The 18,916-nt window shown below is 61.6% G+C and carries 17 protein-coding genes; 8 read left to right on the top strand and 9 right to left on the bottom strand.

The genetic code is table 11. The annotated features are described in order from the left end of the window. The first annotated feature begins 159 nt into the window (after window positions 1–159). The 6 genes from gap to M1E16_RS05890 all read left to right on the top strand — a co-directional run bounded on the left by gap (window position 160) and on the right by M1E16_RS05890 (window position 9,281). Window positions 160–1,161 carry a type I glyceraldehyde-3-phosphate dehydrogenase gene (gap, locus tag M1E16_RS05915; RefSeq protein ID WP_305496333.1) on the top strand — a complete coding sequence of 334 codons (1,002 nt, stop codon included), beginning with the start codon at window positions 160–162 and terminating at the stop codon, window positions 1,159–1,161. A gap of 178 nt (window positions 1,162–1,339) precedes the next feature. Further along, entirely contained in the window at window positions 1,340–2,767 is a 1,428-nt protein-coding gene (locus M1E16_RS05910) for a di-heme oxidoreductase family protein (protein WP_458129410.1), read from the top strand. 28 nt (window positions 2,768–2,795) lie between these two features. Beyond that, window positions 2,796–3,860: an imelysin family protein gene (locus tag M1E16_RS05905; RefSeq protein WP_305496335.1), complete on the top strand. Its 1,065-nt coding sequence runs from the start codon at window positions 2,796–2,798 to the stop codon at window positions 3,858–3,860. 2 nt (window positions 3,861–3,862) lie between these two features. Beyond that, the gene (locus tag M1E16_RS05900; protein WP_458129409.1) at window positions 3,863–4,960 is read left to right on the top strand and encodes a DUF1513 domain-containing protein; all 1,098 of its coding nucleotides are present in this window, start codon (window positions 3,863–3,865) and stop codon (window positions 4,958–4,960) included. Between the two features lie 132 nt (window positions 4,961–5,092). Continuing rightward, a complete protein-coding gene (locus M1E16_RS05895) occupies window positions 5,093–6,241 on the top strand; it encodes an efflux RND transporter periplasmic adaptor subunit (protein ID WP_458129408.1) in 1,149 nt (382 codons plus the stop codon). Window positions 6,242–6,254: 13 nt separating this feature from the next. After that, window positions 6,255–9,281, top strand: coding sequence for a multidrug efflux RND transporter permease subunit (locus tag M1E16_RS05890; RefSeq protein WP_434695661.1), 3,027 nt, complete (start codon window positions 6,255–6,257; stop codon window positions 9,279–9,281). A gap of 169 nt (window positions 9,282–9,450) precedes the next feature. On the opposite strand, the gene M1E16_RS05885 is transcribed toward M1E16_RS05890, so the two are convergent. The 5 genes from M1E16_RS05885 to colR all read right to left on the bottom strand — a co-directional run bounded on the left by M1E16_RS05885 (window position 9,451) and on the right by colR (window position 13,136). After that, the gene (locus M1E16_RS05885; protein ID WP_305496339.1) at window positions 9,451–9,678 is read right to left on the bottom strand and encodes a hypothetical protein; all 228 of its coding nucleotides are present in this window, start codon (window positions 9,676–9,678) and stop codon (window positions 9,451–9,453) included. Further along, window positions 9,675–10,388: a lipopolysaccharide kinase InaA family protein gene (locus M1E16_RS05880; protein ID WP_305496340.1), complete on the bottom strand. Its 714-nt coding sequence runs from the start codon at window positions 10,386–10,388 to the stop codon at window positions 9,675–9,677. The genes M1E16_RS05885 and M1E16_RS05880 overlap by 4 nt, the downstream gene beginning before the upstream one ends. Window positions 10,389–10,393: 5 nt before the next feature. After that, entirely contained in the window at window positions 10,394–11,062 is a 669-nt protein-coding gene (locus M1E16_RS05875) for a class I SAM-dependent methyltransferase (protein ID WP_434695662.1), read from the bottom strand. Window positions 11,063–11,185: 123 nt separating this feature from the next. After that, window positions 11,186–12,463: a sensor histidine kinase gene (locus M1E16_RS05870; protein WP_305496342.1), complete on the bottom strand. Its 1,278-nt coding sequence runs from the start codon at window positions 12,461–12,463 to the stop codon at window positions 11,186–11,188. Next, window positions 12,453–13,136 (bottom strand): two-component system response regulator ColR, encoded by a 684-nt coding sequence (gene colR, locus M1E16_RS05865; RefSeq protein WP_030142512.1) that lies wholly within the window; start codon window positions 13,134–13,136, stop codon window positions 12,453–12,455. The genes M1E16_RS05870 and colR overlap by 11 nt, the downstream gene beginning before the upstream one ends. Window positions 13,137–13,456: 320 nt before the next feature. Here colR and M1E16_RS05860 point away from each other — a divergent pair, with 320 nt between their 5' ends. Next, window positions 13,457–14,200, top strand: a complete 744-nt coding sequence (locus M1E16_RS05860; protein ID WP_458129407.1) for a phosphatase PAP2 family protein — start codon at window positions 13,457–13,459, stop codon at window positions 14,198–14,200. Between the two features lie 194 nt (window positions 14,201–14,394). Here M1E16_RS05860 and groL read toward each other — a convergent pair whose 3' ends face one another. From groL to M1E16_RS05840, 4 genes are all read right to left on the bottom strand, one after another. Next, window positions 14,395–16,038 carry a chaperonin GroEL gene (gene groL / locus M1E16_RS05855; RefSeq protein ID WP_181288598.1) on the bottom strand — a complete coding sequence of 548 codons (1,644 nt, stop codon included), beginning with the start codon at window positions 16,036–16,038 and terminating at the stop codon, window positions 14,395–14,397. A 53-nt stretch (window positions 16,039–16,091) separates the two neighbouring features. Continuing rightward, window positions 16,092–16,385, bottom strand: coding sequence for a co-chaperone GroES (locus M1E16_RS05850; protein WP_003204913.1), 294 nt, complete (start codon window positions 16,383–16,385; stop codon window positions 16,092–16,094). Between the two features lie 261 nt (window positions 16,386–16,646). Beyond that, complete coding sequence (locus M1E16_RS05845) at window positions 16,647–17,123, bottom strand: FxsA family protein (RefSeq protein ID WP_434602980.1); 477 nt, start codon at window positions 17,121–17,123, stop codon at window positions 16,647–16,649. 66 nt (window positions 17,124–17,189) lie between these two features. Beyond that, a complete protein-coding gene (locus M1E16_RS05840) occupies window positions 17,190–17,921 on the bottom strand; it encodes a HugZ family pyridoxamine 5'-phosphate oxidase (protein WP_458129406.1) in 732 nt (243 codons plus the stop codon). Window positions 17,922–18,079: 158 nt separating this feature from the next. Here M1E16_RS05840 and M1E16_RS05835 point away from each other — a divergent pair, with 158 nt between their 5' ends. Next, on the top strand, window positions 18,080–18,838 hold the full coding sequence (locus M1E16_RS05835) for an SDR family oxidoreductase (RefSeq protein ID WP_434695665.1): 759 nt from the start codon (window positions 18,080–18,082) through the stop codon (window positions 18,836–18,838). Window positions 18,839–18,916 lie beyond the last annotated feature (78 nt).

The raw sequence follows: 18,916 nt of genomic DNA, 5'->3' as shown, positions 1-18,916 counted from the left end.
GGCAAAGACAGGGCGACAGACGGTTTCTGACCAATCGGACCAGTTGATTCAGGTCACTCGTTGTAGATAAAACAAAATATTGCCACTAAAAAGGCTTGTTTTCTATTTTTATGCGAATAATCTTGTAATTCCAACAACAAATCGACGGCGGCGCAGTTAATGACTCTTCGAATCGCAATCAATGGTTTTGGCCGCATCGGCCGCAACGTCCTCCGTGCACTGTATACCCAAGGCTATCGTCGCGACTTGCAGATCGTCGCCATCAACGACCTGGGTGACAGCGCGATCAATGCTCACCTGCTCAAGTTCGACACCGTCCACGGCACCTTTGATGCCGACGTGCAGCACGATCATGAGAGCCTGACGGTCAATGGCGACCGCATCGCGGTCAGTGCCATCCGCAACCCGGCCGAACTGCCCTGGGCCGCCGAAAAGATCGACGTCGTGTTCGAATGCACCGGCCTGTTCACCGACCGTGCCAAGGCCGCCGCGCACATCAGCGCCGGCGCCCGCAAGGTGATCATTTCGGCCCCGGCCAAGGGCGCCGACGCGACCGTGGTGTATGGCGTGAACCATGACATCCTGCGCCAGTCCCACCAGATCATTTCCAACGCTTCGTGCACCACCAACTGCCTGGCCCCGGTGGCCCAGGTGCTGCACCGCGAGCTGGGTATCGAAAGCGGCCTGATGACCACCATCCATGCCTACACCAACGACCAGAACCTGACCGACGTCTATCACAGCGACCCGTACCGCGCCCGTTCGGCCACCCAGAACATGATCCCGAGCAAGACCGGCGCCGCCGAAGCGGTAGGCCTGGTGCTGCCGGAGCTGGCGGGCAAGCTGACCGGCATGGCCGTGCGCGTGCCGGTGATCAACGTATCGCTGGTGGACCTGACCGTGCAGCTCAAGCGCGAAGCTTCGGCCGATGAGGTCAACGCGCTGCTCAAGCAGGCCAGCCAGCATTCGAAGATCCTTGGCTACAACACCCTGCCGCTGGTCTCCAGCGACTTCAACCACAACCCGCTGTCGTCGATCTTCGATGCCAACCACACCAAGGCCAGCGGCAAGCTGCTCAAGGTACTGGCCTGGTATGACAACGAATGGGGTTTCTCCAACCGCATGCTGGATAACTGCCTGGCGCTGTGCAACGCCGAATAATCCCCGATAGCTGCGTGTGCCTCGACTATTGCTCCCTTGGGGGCGATAGTCGAAAAAGGCCGTCCACCGCCACGCGGTTGAAACATCTGCCTCGAACCAAACGATAATTCCTCTTATTCAAACTCCCCCACCCTGTTAGACTTTGCGCCCGCGTTTCACTCGTCCCGCAGGATTTCCAATGCTGTCGTTGCCTCTTCGCTTGTGCGCTCTGTTCATGGCCCTGGGCCTGACGGCCTGCGATGACGCCCCGCGTTTTACCCAGGCCGAGCCCGGCGAAGCCAGATCCGGCGGCAGCGCGACAGTACGCAAGGCCGACCAGAACGCCTTCTCGCTGCCCTCGGCCAATCTGCCGCCCTCACGGCGCGTGGACTTCAGCGTCGGCAACAGTTTTTTCCGCAGCCCCTGGGTAATCGCGCCCTCGACCACTACCGCCCGGGACGGCCTTGGCCCCCTGTTCAACACCAACGCCTGCCAGAACTGCCACATCAAGGACGGTCGCGGCCATCCGCCGGCGCCGGATGCCAGCAGCGCGGTGTCGATGCTGGTACGCCTGTCGATCCCCGATGCGCCGCCCTACGCCAAGCTCATCGAACAACTCGGCGTCGTACCGGAGCCGGTCTACGGCGGACAATTGCAGGACATGTCCGTGCCGGGCGTCGCGCCGGAAGGCAAGGTCAGGGTCGATTACTCTCCCGTCCCGGTGCGCTTCGAGGACGGCACCGTTGTCGAATTGCGCAAGCCGAGCCTGCAGATCAGCCAGTTGGGCTATGGCCCGATGCACCCCGACACACGATTTTCGGCCCGTGTCGCACCGCCGATGATCGGCCTGGGTCTGCTCGAGGCCATCCCCGATGCAGCCATCCTGGCCAATGCCGAGGCCCAGGCGCGGGAGAACAACGGCATCGCCGGTCGCCCGAACATGGTCTGGGACGACGTCCAGCAAAAAACCGTGCCGGGGCGCTTCGGCTGGAAGGCCGGACAACCGAACCTCAATCAACAGAACGTCCATGCGTTCTCCGGCGACATGGGCCTGACGACCAGCCTGCGGCCCTTCGACGACTGCACCCAGGCCCAACTCGATTGCCAGCGCGCGCCCAACGGCAACGGCCCGGAGGGCGAACCGGAAGTCAGCGACAACATTTTGCGACTGGTGCTGTTCTACAGCCGCAACCTCGCCGTGCCGGCCCGCCGCGACGTGGGTTCGGCGCAGGTGCTGGCGGGCAAGAATCTGTTTTTCCAGGCCGGTTGCCAGTCCTGCCACACCCCCAAGTACACGACGTCTGCCAATGCCGCCGAACCCGAGCTGGCGAACCAGGTTATCCGTCCCTATACCGACTTGCTGTTGCACGACATGGGCGAAGGCCTGGCGGACAACCGCAGCGAATTCAAGGCCAGCGGCCGCGACTGGCGGACCCCGCCGCTGTGGGGCATCGGCCTGACCGAAACCGTCAACGGCCACACCCAGTTTCTCCACGACGGTCGCGCCCGCAACCTGCTCGAAGCCGTGCTCTGGCATGGCGGCGAAGCCCGGGCGGCGCAGCGACAGGTTTTAGCATTCAATGCCGAGCAGCGCGCTGCGCTGCTGGCTTTCCTGAATTCTCTTTAAACGCACTTTCCGAAAACGGGAGCCCGACATGTTCCGTCCCAAGCTGTTGTTCACCAGCCTCGCTGCCATCGCCCTGGGTGCCTGCTCGCCCCAGGACCCGCAAGCGGTCACCTCCGCCGCCATCGCCAAGCAGGTGATCCTGCCGACCTACAGTCGCTGGGTCGAGGCCGACCGCCAACTGGCGACCAGCGCCCTGGCGTTCTGCCAGGGCAAGGAAAACCTGGAAACCGCCCGCGCCGATTTCCTCAAGGCACAAAAAGCCTGGGCTGAACTCCAGCCGCTGCTGATCGGGCCGCTGGCGGAGGGCAACCGCGCCTGGCAGGTACAGTTCTGGCCGGACAAGAAAAACCTCGTCGGCCGCCAGGTCGAGCAACTGGTCAACAGCCAGCCGCAGATCGACGCCGCCGGCCTGGCCAAGTCCAGCGTCGTCGTGCAGGGGCTCTCGGCCTACGAATACCTGCTGTTCGACGCCAAGATCGACATGGCCGACAGCGCCCAGAAAGCCAAGTACTGCCCGCTGCTGATCGCCATCGGCGAACGCCAGAAGCAACTGGCCGAAGAGATCCTGTCGCGGTGGAACACCAACGACGGCATGCTCGCCCAGATGAGCAAGTTCCCGAACCAGCGCTATGCCGATTCCCATGAAGCGATCGCCGACCTGCTGCGGGTCCAGGTGACCGCCCTGGACACCTTGAAGAAAAAACTCGGCACGCCGATGGGCCGCCAGAGCAAGGGCGTGCCGCAACCGTTCCAGGCCGATGCGTGGCGCAGCCAGTCGTCGCTGCAAGGGCTTGAGGCCAGCCTGAGCGCCGCCCGGACCGTTTGGGTTGGCGTCGACAACAAAGGCTTGCGAGGTTTGTTGCCAAGCGAGCAGAAGCCGCTGGCCGACAAGATCGACGCTGCCTACGACGCCTCGTTGAAACTGTTCGCCAGCAGCCAGCGCTCACTGACCGAAATGCTCGGTGACGACGCCGGGCGCCAGCAACTCAACGATTTGTACGACAGCCTCAACGTCGTCCATCGCCTGCATGAAGGCGAACTGGCCAAGGCGCTGGGCATTCAACTGGGCTTCAACGCCAACGACGGTGACTGATCATGTTTCGACGTCAGGCTCTGACGCTGGGCAGCTTGCTGCTCGGTGCCATCACCCTGGGCGGCTGGACGCTGTTCAAGCAAAAGGACAAGAGTCCATTACTGCTGTCGGCACGGGACGATGCCGACGGCAAGCACTACGCGGTCGGCTATCGACTGGACGGCACACGGTTGTTCGCCACCCAGGTTGGCCAGCGCTGCCATGACATCATCAATCACCCTGCGCTGCCGATCGCCCTGTTCGTCGCCCGCCGCCCGGGCACCGAAAGCTATCTGGTCGACCTGCGCGACGGCACGCTGCTGCAGACCATCACCTCGCTGCCGAACCGGCATTTCTACGGTCATGCGGTGATCCACAAGAGCGGCGAATGGCTGTACGCCACAGAAAACGATACCAGCGATCCGGGACGCGGCCTGCTCGGCGTGTACCGTTTCGAAGGCGAACGGCTGGTGCACAGTGACGAACTGTCCACCCACGGCATCGGCCCTCACCAGGTGTCGTGGCTGCCCGACGGTGAGACGCTGGTGGTGGCCAACGGCGGCATCCGCACCGAGGCCGAGAGCCGGGTCGAAATGAACCTCGACGCCATGGAGCCGAGCCTGGTGCTGATGCACCGCGATGGCACGCTGTTGAGCAAGGAAACCCTCGCCCAGCAGATGAACAGCGTGCGCCATATGGGCATCGCCAGCGATGGCACCATCGTCACCGGTCAGCAGTTCATGGGAGCGGCCCACGAATCGTCCGAATTGCTCGCGATCAAGCGTCCGGGCCAACCGTTCAAGGCGTTCCCGATACCTGAATACCAGCTGCAAGCCATGGGGCATTACACCGCCAGCGTCGCCGTGCACAGCGACCTGCGCCTGGTGGCCCTGACGGCGCCACGGGGCAACCGCTTTTTCATCTGGGACCTGGACACCGGCGAGGTTCGCCTCGACGCGCCCCTGCCGGACTGCGCCGGGGTCGGCGCGGTAGCCGACGGGTTTGTCGTGACGTCGGGCCAGGGGCGTTGCCGCTACTACGATTGTCGGCAGCCACAACTGGTTGCAAAACCGCTGGACCTGCCGGCGGGGCTCTGGGACAACCATCTGCATCTGGTCTGAGCTGCAAGCGCAGAGGGCGCAGGGAAAAACCTTACACATTGCCGACAAACACCGATTGGAATCCTCCGGGCACTCAAGGTAAGGTGCCCGCCTGTCTGTATTTCTCTCGGCTATTTTCCAAGGAAGTGGAACATGCTGCGACGCCGCATGCTGATCATGTTGGGTGTTGTCCTGCTGGTGGTACTGGCGCTGGCGGGCTACAAGGCCTTTTCCATCTATCAGCAGATCCAGATGTTCTCTGCGCCCAAACCTGCGGTCAGCGTCGCCGTGGCCAAGGCCGTCGAACAGCCATGGCAAGCCCGCCTGCCCACTGTCGGCAGCCTCAAGGCATTGCAAGGCGTCGACCTGAGCCTGGAAATCGCCGGCACCGTGCAAAAGGTCCAGTTCGAATCCGGCCAGAAGGTCAAGGCCGGGCAACCGATCCTGCAACTGGACAGCGAAGTCGAAAGCGCCCTGCTGGAAACTGCCCAGGCCGACCTTGGCCTGTCGCAACTGGATTTCGGCCGTGGCCGACAGCTGGTGGGCAGCCAGGCGATTTCCAAGGGCGAGTTCGACCGGCTTTCGGCCCAGTTGAAGAAGAACCAGGCCACGGTGAACCAGCTCAAGGCTTCGCTGGCGAAAAAACACATCGTCGCGCCGTTCAGCGGCACCATCGGCATCCGCCAGGTGGATGTCGGCGACTACCTCGCCAGCGGCACGGTGATCGCGACCCTGCAGGACCTCAGCAGCCTGTACGTCGACTTCTACGTTCCTGAACAGACGGTGCCTCGGCTGGCGGTTGCCCAGCCAGTCAACGTCAGCGTCTCGGCCTATCCCGGCCAGACCTTCGTTGGCGCCATCAGCGCAATCAACCCCAAGGTCGAGGACAGCACCCGTAACGTGCTCGTGCGCGCCACGCTCGCCAACCCCGACGGCAAGCTGTTGCCCGGCATGTTCGCCAACCTGAACGTCATCCTGCCGGACCTCGCCGTCGGGATCGTCGTGCCGGAGAGCGCCGTGACCTACACCCTCTATGGCAACTCCATGTACGTGGTCACTCCGAAGAAAACCGCCGATGGCAGTGTCGAGAAGGATGACAAGGGCCAGCCGATCCTGATTGCCGAACGGCGCTTTGTCGAAACCGGCGAGCGCCGTGACGGGCAGGTCCTGGTGACCAAGGGCGTGCAGCGCGGTGAAGAAGTAGTGATTGCCGGCCAGATCAAGCTCGATAACGGTACGCCCATCGCCATCAGCGACGACAAGACCCTGACCGAACAGAACAGCCTACCGCGCGCGGACTGATCAAGGAACCCCCATGGCCTTTACCGATCCGTTCATCCGCCGCCCGGTGCTCGCCACCGTGGTCAGCCTGTTGATCGTGCTGCTGGGCTTCCAGGCCTGGAGCAAGCTGCCCCTGCGCCAGTATCCACAGATGGAAAATGCCCTGATCACGGTGACCACCGCCTACCCCGGGGCCAACGCCGAGACCATCCAGGGTTACATCACCCAACCGATGCAGCAAAGCCTGGCCAGTGCCGAGGGCATCGACTACATGACTTCGGTCAGCCGCCAGAATTTCTCGGTCATATCGGTATACGCGCGCATCGGTTCCAACAGCGACCGGCTCTTTACCGAACTGCTGGCCAAGGCCAACGAGGTGAAGAACCAACTGCCCCAGGACGCCGAGGACCCGGTTCTGAGCCGCGAAGCAGCCGATGCCTCGGCGCTGATGTACATCAGTTTCTTCAGCAAGGAGCTGAACAACCCACAGATCACCGATTATCTGTCGCGCGTCATCCAGCCCAAACTGGCAACGCTGCCGGGCATGGCCGAGGCCGAGATCCTCGGCAACCAGGTGTTTGCCATGCGCCTGTGGCTGGACCCGGTCAAGCTCGCAGGCTTCGGCCTGACCGCCGCCGACGTGACCAACGCCGTGCGCCAGCACAACTTTCTCTCCGCTGCTGGTGAAGTGAAAGGCGAGTACGTGGTCACCAGCATCAACGCCAACACCGAACTCAAATCCGCCGAGGCATTCGCCGGCATCCCGCTCAAGACTGACGGTGACAGCCGCGTGTTGCTGCGGGACGTGGCGCGGGTGGAGATGGGCGCCGAAAACTACGACACCATCAGCTCTTTCGGTGGCACTCCTTCGGTGTACATCGGGATCAAGGCAACCCCTGGGGCCAACCCCCTCGATGTCATCAAGGAAGTGCGCAAGATCATGCCGGAGATGGAGGCCCAGCTGCCGTCCAACCTCAAGGCCGAGATCGCCTACGATGCCACGCTGTTCATCCAGGCCTCCATCGACGAAGTGGTGAAGACCCTGTTCGAGGCGGTGCTGATCGTCATCGTCGTGGTGTTCCTGTTCCTCGGCGCCCTGCGCTCGGTGCTCATTCCGGTAGTGACCATTCCGCTGTCGATGATCGGCGTGATGTTCTTCATGCAGTTGATGGGCTACTCCATGAACCTGCTGACACTGCTGGCCATGGTGTTAGCCATCGGCCTGGTGGTGGACGACGCCATCGTGGTGGTGGAAAACATCCACCGGCACATCGAGGAGGGCAAGACACCGTTCGACGCCGCGATTGAAGGCGCGCGGGAAATCGCCATGCCGGTGGTCTCGATGACCATCACGCTAGCGGCGGTCTATGCACCGATCGGCCTGCTCGAAGGCCTGACGGGGGCGCTGTTCAAGGAGTTCGCCCTGACCCTGGCCGGCGCGGTGGTGATCTCTGGAGTCGTCGCCCTGACCCTCTCGCCAATGATGTGCGCGATGTTGCTGCGTCATGACCAGAACCCCTCGGGGCTGGCCCATCGGCTGGACGTGATCTTCGAGCGCCTGAAGGCCCGTTACCAGCGCATGCTTCACGGCACGCTCAATACCCGGCCGGTGGTGCTGGTGTTTGCCGTGCTCGTGCTGTTGCTGATTCCGGTGCTGATCATGTTCACCAAGTCCGAACTGGCGCCCGACGAGGACCAGGGCATCATCTTCATGATGGCCAACGCCCCGAAGACCACCAACCTGGACTACCTGAACGCCTATACCGATCACTTCATCACGATCTTCAAGGAATTCCCCGAGTACTACTCTTCGTTCCAGATCAACGGCTACAACGGCGTACAGTCGGGCATCGGCGGTTTCCTGCTCAAGCCCTGGAACGAACGCAGCCGCACCCAGATGGAAATCCTCCCGGAAGTCCAGGCCAGGCTGGAAAGCGTGCCCGGCCTGCAGATCTTCGGCTTCAACCTACCCTCGCTGCCCGGCACCGGCGAAGGCTTGCCCTTCGAATTCGTCATCAACTCGCCGAAGGACTACACGACGCTCCTGCAGATTGCCGAACGGGTCAAGAAGCGTGCGCTGGAGTCCGGCAAGTTCGCCTTCATGGACATCGACCTTGCGTTCGACAAGCCTGAAGTCGTGGTGGACATCGATCGCGCCAAAGCCGCCCAGATGGGCGTCTCGATGCAAGACCTCGGCGGCACGCTCGCGACCCTGCTGGGCGAGGCGGAGATCAACCGCTTCACGCTGGAGGGGCGTAGCTACAAGGTCATCGCCCAGGTCGAGCGGCCATTCCGGGACAATCCGCACTGGCTGAACAATTATTACGTAAAGAACGCCCAGGGCGAGTCGCTTCCGTTGTCGACGCTGATCAAGGTCAGCGACCAGGCACGACCGCGGCAACTGAACCAGTTCCAGCAGCTCAATGCCGTCACGATCTCGGGCTTTCCTACGGTAAGCATGGGCGAGGCCATCGAGACCGTTCGCCAGATAGCCCTTGAGGAAGCGCCGACAGGGTTCGCCTTCGATTACGCCGGCGCTTCGCGTCAGTTCGTCCAGGAAGGCAGCGCGTTATGGGTCACCTTTGGCCTGGCCCTGGCAATCATTTTCCTGGTGCTGGCGGCGCAGTTCGAAAGCTTCCGCGACCCGCTGGTGATCCTGGTGACGGTGCCGTTGTCCATTTGCGGCGCACTGATTCCGCTGTTCCTCGGCTGGTCGAGCATGAACATCTATACCCAGGTGGGGCTGGTGACCCTGATCGGCCTGATCAGCAAGCACGGCATCCTGATCGTCGAATTCGCCAACCAGCTGCGCAAGGAGCAAGGCTTGAGTCCGCGTGACGCAGTGGAACAGGCCGCATCGATTCGCCTGCGTCCGGTGCTGATGACCACTGCCGCCATGGTGTTTGGCATGGTGCCGTTGATCCTCGCCACCGGCGCCGGCGCAGTGAGCCGTTTCGACATCGGCACGGTCATCGCCACCGGCATGTCGATCGGCACCTTGTTCACGTTGTTCGTGCTGCCGTGTGTCTACACCTTGCTGGCCAAGCCGGACAAAGCCTGAGGGCATGAGGGTCGGGGTCCCGTGGCGAGGGAGCTTGCTCCCGCTGGACCGCGAAGCGGTCCCGACTGGATTCCGGATCAGGCTATTCGTCGTATGGATGACGACTGCTTCGCAGCCGAGCGGGAGCAAGCTCCCTCGCCACAGCCCCCGTGTTTGGGCTTCCTGACACTCAACTCTGCGGTCGCATGCCCTGGGACAGACTGAACATGAACAGCAACAGGTCGTCGTCCGGCTGGATCGCCTCGCTGGCCTTGGCCACCCGCGGCACCGGGCAATGTGCGCCGACAGTGGAGGCACTGAGGATCTGCGAGCGTGGCTGCTCCCACACCACCAGCGCCAGGGATGCAACTGCCAGGGCTCCGACTAAAAACAAACCTCTAGCAATTTCTAGTTTCATCGGGATAAACCTTTGATAGCGCTGCCAAACGCCGCCTCGTAAAAATAGACGAGTTTCCCCCAGTCGCAATCCTGGAACGACGAATGGCGCCGCAGCTGGCTCATGTCATGGAACGCCGCGCCGCGGGCGGTCAGCCGTTGGCGACATTTCTCAAGATCGAGCAACGCCACTTCGGCCTTGGCCGACTCGCCCTCTCCGGTTACTCGCACGAATACATGCTTGATGTAGAGGCAACTGTGCTGCCAGCGCCCCTTGTGCATGCGGGCGAGATTCTCGGCCAGGGCCTGAAGGAGACGATCATGGACCGCCTCGCCATGACGCTCGCGGCCGCCTGCGGCATACCAACGCCCGATTTCCTCGAAGCCGTCCAGAGCGCGGGTGACCAGCAGCGCCCGCCACTTATGCACCGGGTCTCTCTGCGCGCCGCAAAAGACCACTTGGGGTACCGTGACGCCGAGTTCCGCCAGGGCCAGCAGCGCTCGCTCTTCACGCAACACGGTCGGACGGCCGAACGGGTGCAACAGACTGCGGTAGATGTGTCCGGTCTGGCGCTTGGAATAAAACAGCTCGCCATCATGGCTGATCCGCTGCACACCGCTTTCGCCGCCACGCCGGGTATTGGGGGCTTCCACCCACTCGCCACGCTGATTCCAGATCTGGTCAAAGCAACTACGAGAAGCCGCCTGGGCTCCTGCTACCTGTACAACCATGCCTGCTACCCCTTGCGTAATACATAAACTCGCCACATGGCATAGAGCGGCAGGAAATCCAACTGTTCCTCAATGCGAAACCCGGCCTGCCGAAACTCTTCTTCAACTGTAGCGACCGGTAACACAAATCGGTTCTGGTAGTCTTTCTGCCCACGGGTGCGCTCCAGGCGCTTGCGTTTCCAGGCCTTGAAATTGCCGTCGACCCACAATGAAACGATCACGCTGTCACGGGTGACACGCTCGAATTCCCTCAATATCGCCAGTCGGTGCGCGGGTTCGCCGATGTGGTGCAAGAGGCGCATGCAAAAAATGCTGTCGACGGCGTTATCAGGCAAGGCGATGTCGAACGCAGATGTGTGCAAAGGTTGTACCCGTTTTACGACATCGGCCGGTTGTGCCTTCAATGCCGTCTGGAGCATGGCGGTGGAATTGTCCGCGCCGACGATCACCCGGCCGGGTTTCTCGGCCAGCAGCGGCCAGAAACGCCCGGCTCCGCACGGCAGGTCCAGGACCAGGCCCGGGTCGCCCGCGAGCATCAAGGCGCGCCGGGCCAGTTGTTCGTCCCGACGGTGGGAAAGACGGCGGCTCAGCCCCGTCTTGTGTTTGCGCAGGTACTGCTGGGCATGTCGCTCGTCGTACTTGGCGGAAAAAGCTAGCTTGATGGGATTGGACATCGATGGCGCCTCCAGAGTTGGTGGCGCCACCTTAGGGATCGGCTTGTAGCTGACAGGTCATCCCTTTGTGAAAACTTCGTCATGTAAACGGCTGAATGTTTTCAAGATTTTTCGCCGCCGATCTCAGGACTTGGGGTTCAACTCCACCTCGAAACGGCATCCGTTGGGTTCCATCGTGCTGAGGCTCACGGTCCAGCCCTGGTCCTCGCAGATCCGCTGCACCAGTGACAGCCCCAGCCCCAGTCCCTCGCCACGCTTTTCGTTACCGCGCACGAACGGCTCGAACATCGCCTCGCGCTTCTCCTCGGGAATGCCTACGCCGCTGTCCTCGACGACAAATCCCGTGGCGGTCAGCGAGACGCGGATAAAACCCTGGTCGGTGTAATGCAAGGCGTTACGCAGCAGATTTCCCATGACGGCAGTCAGGAACGTGGCGTTGTACTGCGTATCGGTGGTTTGCCCTGGTTCGAAGATCAAGGTCAGGCCCTTGGATTCGATCGGCGCACGCCAGACCCCAAGGAGGTTTTCCGCGACCTGCCCCAGCGTCGAGCGAGGCGACATGCCGTTGTCCTCGCGCTGGGCCCGGGCAAGCATCAGGAAGGTCTGCACCAGTTCGCGCATTTCTTCGCTGGCGCGGTTGATGCGCTCGACCTGGGTGCGACCACGCTGGTCCAACGCCGGATTCTCCAGCAGCAATTCGCAGGAGGTGGCGAGGATCATCAACGGCGTGCGCAGTTCGTGACTTACGTCGCTGGTGAACAACCGTTCCCGGGTCAGGGCCTGGCGCAACCGGCCCAGCGTGGCATCGAACGCCACGGCCAGCTCGCCCACCTCATCAGCGGCATAATCCGGCGCCAATGGCGGAGCGAGCCCGAGCAACTGGTCGCGATGCCGTACCTGCCGGGCCAGACGTACCACCGGCGCCATCACCCGGCGTGCCAGGACCCAGCCCAGGAACACCGCGAGCGCCAGACTGAGGACGAAGCCCACCAGCACCACGGCAAACAGCACCCGCTCGCGCTCCTCGAAATCGCTCTGGTCCTGCAACAGCACGTAATGCCGACCGTCAACGATCTCTACCATCGCGTGATAGGACAGCTGTTCGCGAAAGACTTCGTGAAAGCCACGTTGCAGGTGACGCAGGTCCCTGGGCAACTCGAAGTCTCCCGGGCCGCCGCTGAAATAGAACAGCTGGTCGGGTTCCGGGCGATGACTCCAGTCGGAGACGCTGTCCATCAACAGCAGGCGTTGCAGGTCGCCTCCGAGCCCGGCGGAAATCAGCTTTTCCTCCACCAGATGGACCGTTGCCACGATGCCCAGTGCAAACGCTCCCGCCACCAATGCGCTCATTAGCGCAAAAGCGATGATGATCCGTTGCGCAAGGCTTTGCTTAAACTCCATCTCGGCCCTCGGCCAACCGATAGCCGACGCCGTGCACAGTGTGCAGCAGCGGTTTTTCAAACGGTTTGTCGATCACCTGGCGCAATTGGTGGACATGGCTGCGCAGGCTGTCGCTATCCGGGCAATCATCGCCCCACAGGGCTTCCTCAAGGATCTCGCGCCGCAGCACGTGGGGGCTTTTCTGCATCAGTACCGCCAGCAACTTGAGGCCCACGGGGTTGAGCTTGAGCAGTTTGCCTTCCCGGGTCACTTCCAACGTATCGAGGTCGTAGCTCAGGTCGCCGACTTGCAACGCGCGTCGGCCACCGCCCTGGGCACGCCGCATGACCGCTTCGATCCGCGCCGCCAGCTCCGACAAGGCAAAAGGCTTGACCAGGTAATCATCCGCCCCGGATTTGAAACCCTGCAAACGATCATCCAACTGGTCCCGCGCGGTGAGCATGATCACCGGTGTATCGCGCCGGGCGTCTTCGCGCAGGCGCTTGCACAGCGTATAGCCGTCGATGCCCGGCAGCATGATATCCAGCACAATCAAGTCGTAGTGTTCGGTCGCGGCCAGGTGCAGCCCTGACAAACCGTCCTGTGCGCAATCGACCGTGTAGCCCTTGAGGCCCAGGTAGTCGGCCAGGTTGGCCAGGATGTCACGGTTGTCTTCAACCAACAGAATTCGCATGGGCATCTCCTCTGCGCACGGGGCAATCGTCGTGGCCCGCGCAGCTTAAGGCCAAGCGTGGCTTACGGCTAGGGTTGTATACGCAGTGCGAGCCACTGTGGGAGCGAGCCTGCTCGCGAAGGCGGTGGAACAGCCGCCATCCCGGTTGAATGTGCCGCCCCTTCGCGAGCAGGCTCGCCCCCACCAAGGTCAAGAGCCCTCAGCAGCGGGGCTGCGCGGGTGTTGACGAGTTTTTCACCCAACCTTCACACCACCCGAACGCAACGCAGACCAGACTGTGCAACGCGCTGATCACGAAAACTCCCATCAAAGGTACTGCCATGGTTTCCACTGCCATCCGCCCCGCTTCCAGGCCCCTGAATCTATGGGTCGCCCTGGGCCTGCCCGCCGTGGTCGCAGCCATGCTGGTGTTGCTGGAACTGACCAGCCTGGACATGAACGTGGCCAAGCTGTTCTACGATCCGACGGCGGGTGGGTTTATCGGTCGACACAGCTTTTTCCTAGAAGACATCCTGCACGACCGGGCCAAACAGCTGGTCATCGGGTTTTCCGTGCTGGCGGTCGTGGGGTTTGTCGCCTCGTTTTTTATCGCTCGGCTCAAGCCGTACAAACGTGAGCTGGGCTGCCTGGTCCTGTCGCTGGCACTGGCGACTGCGTTTGTCACACCTTTGAAGGCAGTGACGGCAGTGCAATGCCCATGGAGTCTCAAGGAGTTCGGCGGCAAGGAAACCTACAGTGAGCTACTGAGCCCACGTCCGGCTACCGACAAACCCGGCCGATGCTGGCCCGGCGGGCATGCCGCCACCGGCTTCACGCTGTTCGCGTTGTTTTTCGCACTGCGTGACCGTCGCCCACGCCTCGCACGCCAGGCGCTGGTGTTCGCCTTTGCCCTGGGCACGGTGTTTTCCGTGGGACGCATGATGCAAGGGGCGCACTTTTTCTCCCACAACGTCTGGACAGCGGTGTTCTGCTGGCTGATTTGCCTCGGGTGTTATTACTGCGTTCTGTACCGACCTGCCGCCATGGCTGGGCGTGTCGCGGTCGCCAGTCCCGCCAATGCATGAATTGAACCACGTCCCATGTGGGAGCGAGCTTGCTCGCGATAGCGGTGGGTCAGTGCCGGATATATGAGCTGACACACCGTAATCGCGAGCAAGCTCGCTCCCACATTGGGATTGGTGTCGTCATGAATCCACGGCAATAAAAAACCCCGCCTGCTTTCGCAGGCGGGGTTTTTCGCTACAGGGGTAAGGCTGGCTTACATCATGCCGCCCATGCCACCCATGCCGCCCATGTCTGGCATGCCGCCGCCAGCTGGAGCGTCGTCCTTGATTTCAGCGATCATCGCCTCGGTGGTGATCATCAGGCTGGCAATCGACGAAGCCGCTTGCAGAGCCGAACGAGTCACTTTGGCCGGGTCCAGGATACCCATTTCGATCATGTCGCCGTATTCGCCGGTGGCAGCGTTGTAACCGTAGTTACCCGAACCCTGCTTGACCTTGTCGACCACTACGCTTGGCTCGTCGCCGGAGTTGGCAACGATCTGGCGCAGAGGTGCTTCAACAGCGCGACGCAGCAACTGGATGCCAACGTTCTGGTCATCGTTGTCGCCTTTCAGCTCGCTGATGGCCTGCAGGGCACGAACCAGTGCCACGCCGCCGCCAGGCACCACGCCTTCTTCGACGGCTGCGCGGGTTGCGTGCAGGGCGTCTTCAACGCGGGCTTTTTTCTCTTTCATTTCAACTTCGGAACCGGCGCCAACCTTGATCACTGCAACACCGCCGGACAGCTTGGCCAGACGCTCTTGCAGTTTTTCGCGGTCGTAGTCGGACGAAGTCTCGGCCACTTGTGCGCGGATCTGGGTGACACGAGCCTGGATATCGGCATCGTTGCCAGCACCGTCGATCACGGTGGTGTTTTCCTTGGACAGGATCACGCGCTTGGCGTTACCCAGGTGCTCCAGGGTGGTGCTTTCCAGGCTCAGGCCGATCTCTTCGGAGATAACGGTACCGCCGGTCAGTACGGCGATGTCCTGCAGCATGGCCTTGCGACGGTCGCCGAAGCCTGGAGCCTTGACGGCTGCAACCTTGACGATGCCACGCATGTTGTTCACGACCAGGGTCGCCAGGGCTTCGCCTTCGACGTCTTCAGCCACGATCAGCAGAGGGCGGCCGGCTTTGGCAACGGCTTCCAGCACTGGCAGCATTTCGCGGATGTTGGAGATCTTCTTGTCGACCAGCAGGATCAGCGGGCTGTCCAGCTCGGCAACCATGGTGTCCGGCTTGTTGACGAAGTATGGCGACAGGTAGCCACGGTCGAACTGCATGCCTTCTACAACCGACAGTTCGTTTTCCAGGCCCGAGCCTTCTTCAACGGTGATCACGCCTTCCTTGCCGACTTTTTCCATGGCTTCGGCAATGATGTCGCCGATGGAGTTGTCGGAGTTGGCGGAGATGGTACCTACCTGGGCGATTGCCTTGGAGTCAGCGCAAGGCTTGGCCAGACCCTTCAGTTCCTTGACGATGGCGATGGTCGCCTTGTCGATGCCGCGCTTGAGGTCCATCGGGTTCATGCCGGCAGCGACGGCTTTCAGGCCTTCGTTGACGATCGATTGAGCCAGTACGGTCGCGGTGGTGGTACCGTCGCCGGCGTCATCGTTGGCACGGGACGCAACGTCCTTGACCAGCTGCGCACCCATGTTTTCGAAGCGATCTTTCAGCTCGATTTCCTTGGCTACGGAAACGCCGTCCTTGGTGATGGTCGGAGCGCCGAAGCTCTTCTCGATGATCACGTTACGGCCTTTCGGGCCGAGGGTCGCTTTTACTGCGTCAGCCAGGACGTTGACACCGGCGAGCATTTTCTTGCGGGCGGAATCGCCGAATTTAACTTCTTTAGCAGCCATGATCGATATTCCTTAAATACTTTGTAGTAGTAGCGGGAAAATGAGCGGGGAAATCAGCCTTCGAGAACGGCGAGGATTTCGTTCTCGCTCATCACCAACAGGTCTTCGCCGTCGACTTTCACAGTGTTGCTGCCGGAGTAAGGGCCGAACACAACCTTGTCACCCACTTTCACGGCCAGCGCACGTACTTCACCGTTTTCCAGAGCCTTGCCCGGACCTACAGCGAGAACTTCACCGTGGTTGGCTTTTTCAGCAGCCGAACCTGGCAGGACGATACCGCCAGCGGTTTTCTTCTCTTCTTCGCTGCGACGGATGACGACGCGGTCATGCAGAGGACGAAGCTTCATTGTCGATCTCTCCTAATTTTGGTTTTCATCGGCCGGTGTAGTCCCGGCGGGTTTAACAAAAGCCGGCGGAGCCGGGGTGCGGTTCGTCAAGCGAACCGCGGAAGTCTGTCCGGTGTCGCCACCGGAAACCTTGCGGTGACCCATACATAAGGGCGTGCAAGTCGATTACAAGGGTCGGGGGTGAAATTTTTTACTGAACGAGCGCTAAAACGAACACGGCACCCGAAGGTGCCGTGTCGCTGGCTGCCGTGTCACTGAAAGCTACTTGGGGTCGCGGTGTTCGAATTCGCCTTCGATCACGTTGGGCTCGCGGCCTACCGGTTCGCGCGGGGTCGGACCGCCACGGGGCTGGAGGTCATCGGCGAAAGCCCGCTGGCGCATCGCCTGTTCTTCGGCGCGCTGGCGCATCTTGTTGGCCAGCAACCGGCGCGTGAAGGGCAGCAGCAAGACCAGGCCCAGCACGTCGCTGATGAAGCCAGGCAGGATCAACAGACCACCACCCAGCGCGAGCATCAGGCCTTCGAGCATGGTCTGGGCGGGCAGTTCGCCACGGGTCAGGCTTTCACGGGCACGCAGTGCCGTGGCCAGGCCGGCGATGCGCAGCACGAACACGCCGAGCATCGAGCCGAGAATGACCAGCAGCAACGCCGGGAAGAACCCGATCGCACCGCTGACCTTGACGAATACGAACAGCTCCAACACCGGGAACAGCAGAAAGAGCAATAAAAAAGGGCGCATCAAATGGTTCCTCAACGCAAGAATGCCTTGCTATGAAAACCTAAATGACGTCGCCCTTTCGTGAATTCAAGCATCAACCTCGGCATTTTTTGGCCATTGCTCGGCGTGAGCCAGGTAAACCAAGGCTTCGCGCACTTGTGTCGGCGTGTTGCAAGGCGCCGCAAACGGCAACCAGTGCAGGCCTTGCCCAATGCGCAGGTGCATGCCTTCGCTGTCGATACCGACCAATTGCGCGGGTTGTTTTTTTGGCAGGCCACTCAATTCGACGTAGTGGGCGATGGCTTTGGCATGATCGGCATTCATGTGTTCGATCATGCCCGCCTCGGCTTTGCCGGCAAAGGGATTGGCCAGGGTGATCTGGTCGATCCAGTGAATCGCGCCGAAGCCGCCGATATAACGATGGCGCACCGGGTGGAGAACCCAGAAATCGAAATCGTGGGCCTTATGGTAGTTCTGCGACTCGGGGAAATAGCAGTAGTAACGCTCGGCGGCGGCCTCGATGGCGGCGCTGTCCTCCAGCTTCTGCGCCTCGGCCAGATAGGTCAGGCGCCCGACGGCCTGAACATCCTCGGCGCCCCGCTCTCCCACCAGCATTGAGCATTTAGGGTCTTTTTGCAGATTGTGGGTGTGCTGGGCGATGCGGCTGATGAGTATCAGCGGCAGGCCTTGCGCGTCCAGGCAATACGGCACGACGGAGCCGAACGGAAAACCGGGCATCGATTTGGAATGGGTGGAGAGCATGCCCCGATATTCCTTGAGCAGCAATTCGCGGGCATGCTTGGCAGCTTCAACGCTCAATTTATGACTCCTTTAATAAAATTCGTCTAGAAAACGGTCGGTTGAGTGGAGTAATGTTCTGACGCACCTTCGGGCCGGTTTGCTCGTGCAGCCGCGCTACGCCGCTGCAAATCGAGACGCGCCCAACCCCTCCACCGCTGCGCCACCTGGACATGAGAATGCAACTCACTGACAAAGTAATCATTATCACCGGCGGTTGCCAGGGCCTGGGTCGCTCCATGGCCGAGTATTTCGCCGGCAAGGGTGCAAAGCTCGCGCTGGTGGACCTCAATCAGGAAAAGCTCGACCAGGCGGTCGCCGCCTGCGCCGCCAAGGGCGTCGAGGCGCGTGCGTACCTGTGCAACGTGGCCAACGAAGATCAGGTGATCGACATGGTTGCCCGGGTGGCCGCTGACTTCGGCGCGATCCACGGGTTGATCAACAACGCCGGGATCCTGCGCGACGGCCTGCTGCTCAAGGTCAAGGACGGTGAAATGACCAGGATGAGCCTGGCCCAGTGGCAGGCGGTGATCGACGTCAACCTCACCGGCGTATTCCTCTGCACCCGCGAAGTGGCGGCGAAAATGGTCGAGCTGAAGAACAACGGCGCGATCATCAATATTTCCTCGATCTCCCGGGCCGGCAATGTCGGCCAGACCAACTATTCGGCGGCCAAGGCCGGCGTCGCAGCCGCTACCGTGACCTGGGCCAAGGAACTGGCGCGCTACGGCATCCGCGTGGCGGGGATTGCTCCGGGCTTCATCGAAACCGAAATGACCCTCGGCATGAAACCCGAAGCCCTCGAAAAAATGACCTCGGGGATTCCGCTCAAGCGCATGGGCAAGCCCGAAGAGATTGCGCACTCGGCGGCGTATATCTTCGAGAACGACTACTACACCGGGCGGATCCTGGAAATGGATGGCGGGCTGCGGATCTAAACCCACCCCATAACCCCTGTGGGAGCGAGCTTGCTCCGGGCGGCGATCCGACGATGGCGTCGGGTCAGTCAGCTTGGA

The sequence above is a fragment of the Pseudomonas sp. Z2-11 genome (assembly GCF_054161305.1).
Note: the sequence above shows the minus strand (reverse complement) of the source record. Positions and strands in the feature narration are given on the sequence as shown.

Excerpts from the sequence above, each read along its gene's own strand:
- gap (WP_305496333.1), top strand. The coding sequence starts at position 160 with ATGACTCTTCGAATCGCAATCAATGGTTTTGGCCGCATCGGCCGCAAC.
- M1E16_RS05910 (WP_458129410.1), top strand. The coding sequence starts at position 1,340 with ATGCTGTCGTTGCCTCTTCGCTTGTGCGCTCTGTTCATGGCCCTGGGC.
- M1E16_RS05905 (WP_305496335.1), top strand. The coding sequence starts at position 2,796 with ATGTTCCGTCCCAAGCTGTTGTTCACCAGCCTCGCTGCCATCGCCCTG.
- M1E16_RS05900 (WP_458129409.1), top strand. The coding sequence starts at position 3,863 with ATGTTTCGACGTCAGGCTCTGACGCTGGGCAGCTTGCTGCTCGGTGCC.
- M1E16_RS05895 (WP_458129408.1), top strand. The coding sequence starts at position 5,093 with ATGCTGCGACGCCGCATGCTGATCATGTTGGGTGTTGTCCTGCTGGTG.
- M1E16_RS05890 (WP_434695661.1), top strand. The coding sequence starts at position 6,255 with ATGGCCTTTACCGATCCGTTCATCCGCCGCCCGGTGCTCGCCACCGTG.
- M1E16_RS05885 (WP_305496339.1), bottom strand. The coding sequence starts at position 9,678 with ATGAAACTAGAAATTGCTAGAGGTTTGTTTTTAGTCGGAGCCCTGGCA.
- M1E16_RS05880 (WP_305496340.1), bottom strand. The coding sequence starts at position 10,388 with ATGGTTGTACAGGTAGCAGGAGCCCAGGCGGCTTCTCGTAGTTGCTTT.
- M1E16_RS05875 (WP_434695662.1), bottom strand. The coding sequence starts at position 11,062 with ATGTCCAATCCCATCAAGCTAGCTTTTTCCGCCAAGTACGACGAGCGA.
- M1E16_RS05870 (WP_305496342.1), bottom strand. The coding sequence starts at position 12,463 with ATGGAGTTTAAGCAAAGCCTTGCGCAACGGATCATCATCGCTTTTGCG.
- colR (WP_030142512.1), bottom strand. The coding sequence starts at position 13,136 with ATGCGAATTCTGTTGGTTGAAGACAACCGTGACATCCTGGCCAACCTG.
- M1E16_RS05860 (WP_458129407.1), top strand. The coding sequence starts at position 13,457 with ATGGTTTCCACTGCCATCCGCCCCGCTTCCAGGCCCCTGAATCTATGG.
- groL (WP_181288598.1), bottom strand. The coding sequence starts at position 16,038 with ATGGCTGCTAAAGAAGTTAAATTCGGCGATTCCGCCCGCAAGAAAATG.
- M1E16_RS05850 (WP_003204913.1), bottom strand. The coding sequence starts at position 16,385 with ATGAAGCTTCGTCCTCTGCATGACCGCGTCGTCATCCGTCGCAGCGAA.
- M1E16_RS05845 (WP_434602980.1), bottom strand. The coding sequence starts at position 17,123 with ATGCGCCCTTTTTTATTGCTCTTTCTGCTGTTCCCGGTGTTGGAGCTG.
- M1E16_RS05835 (WP_434695665.1), top strand. The coding sequence starts at position 18,080 with ATGCAACTCACTGACAAAGTAATCATTATCACCGGCGGTTGCCAGGGC.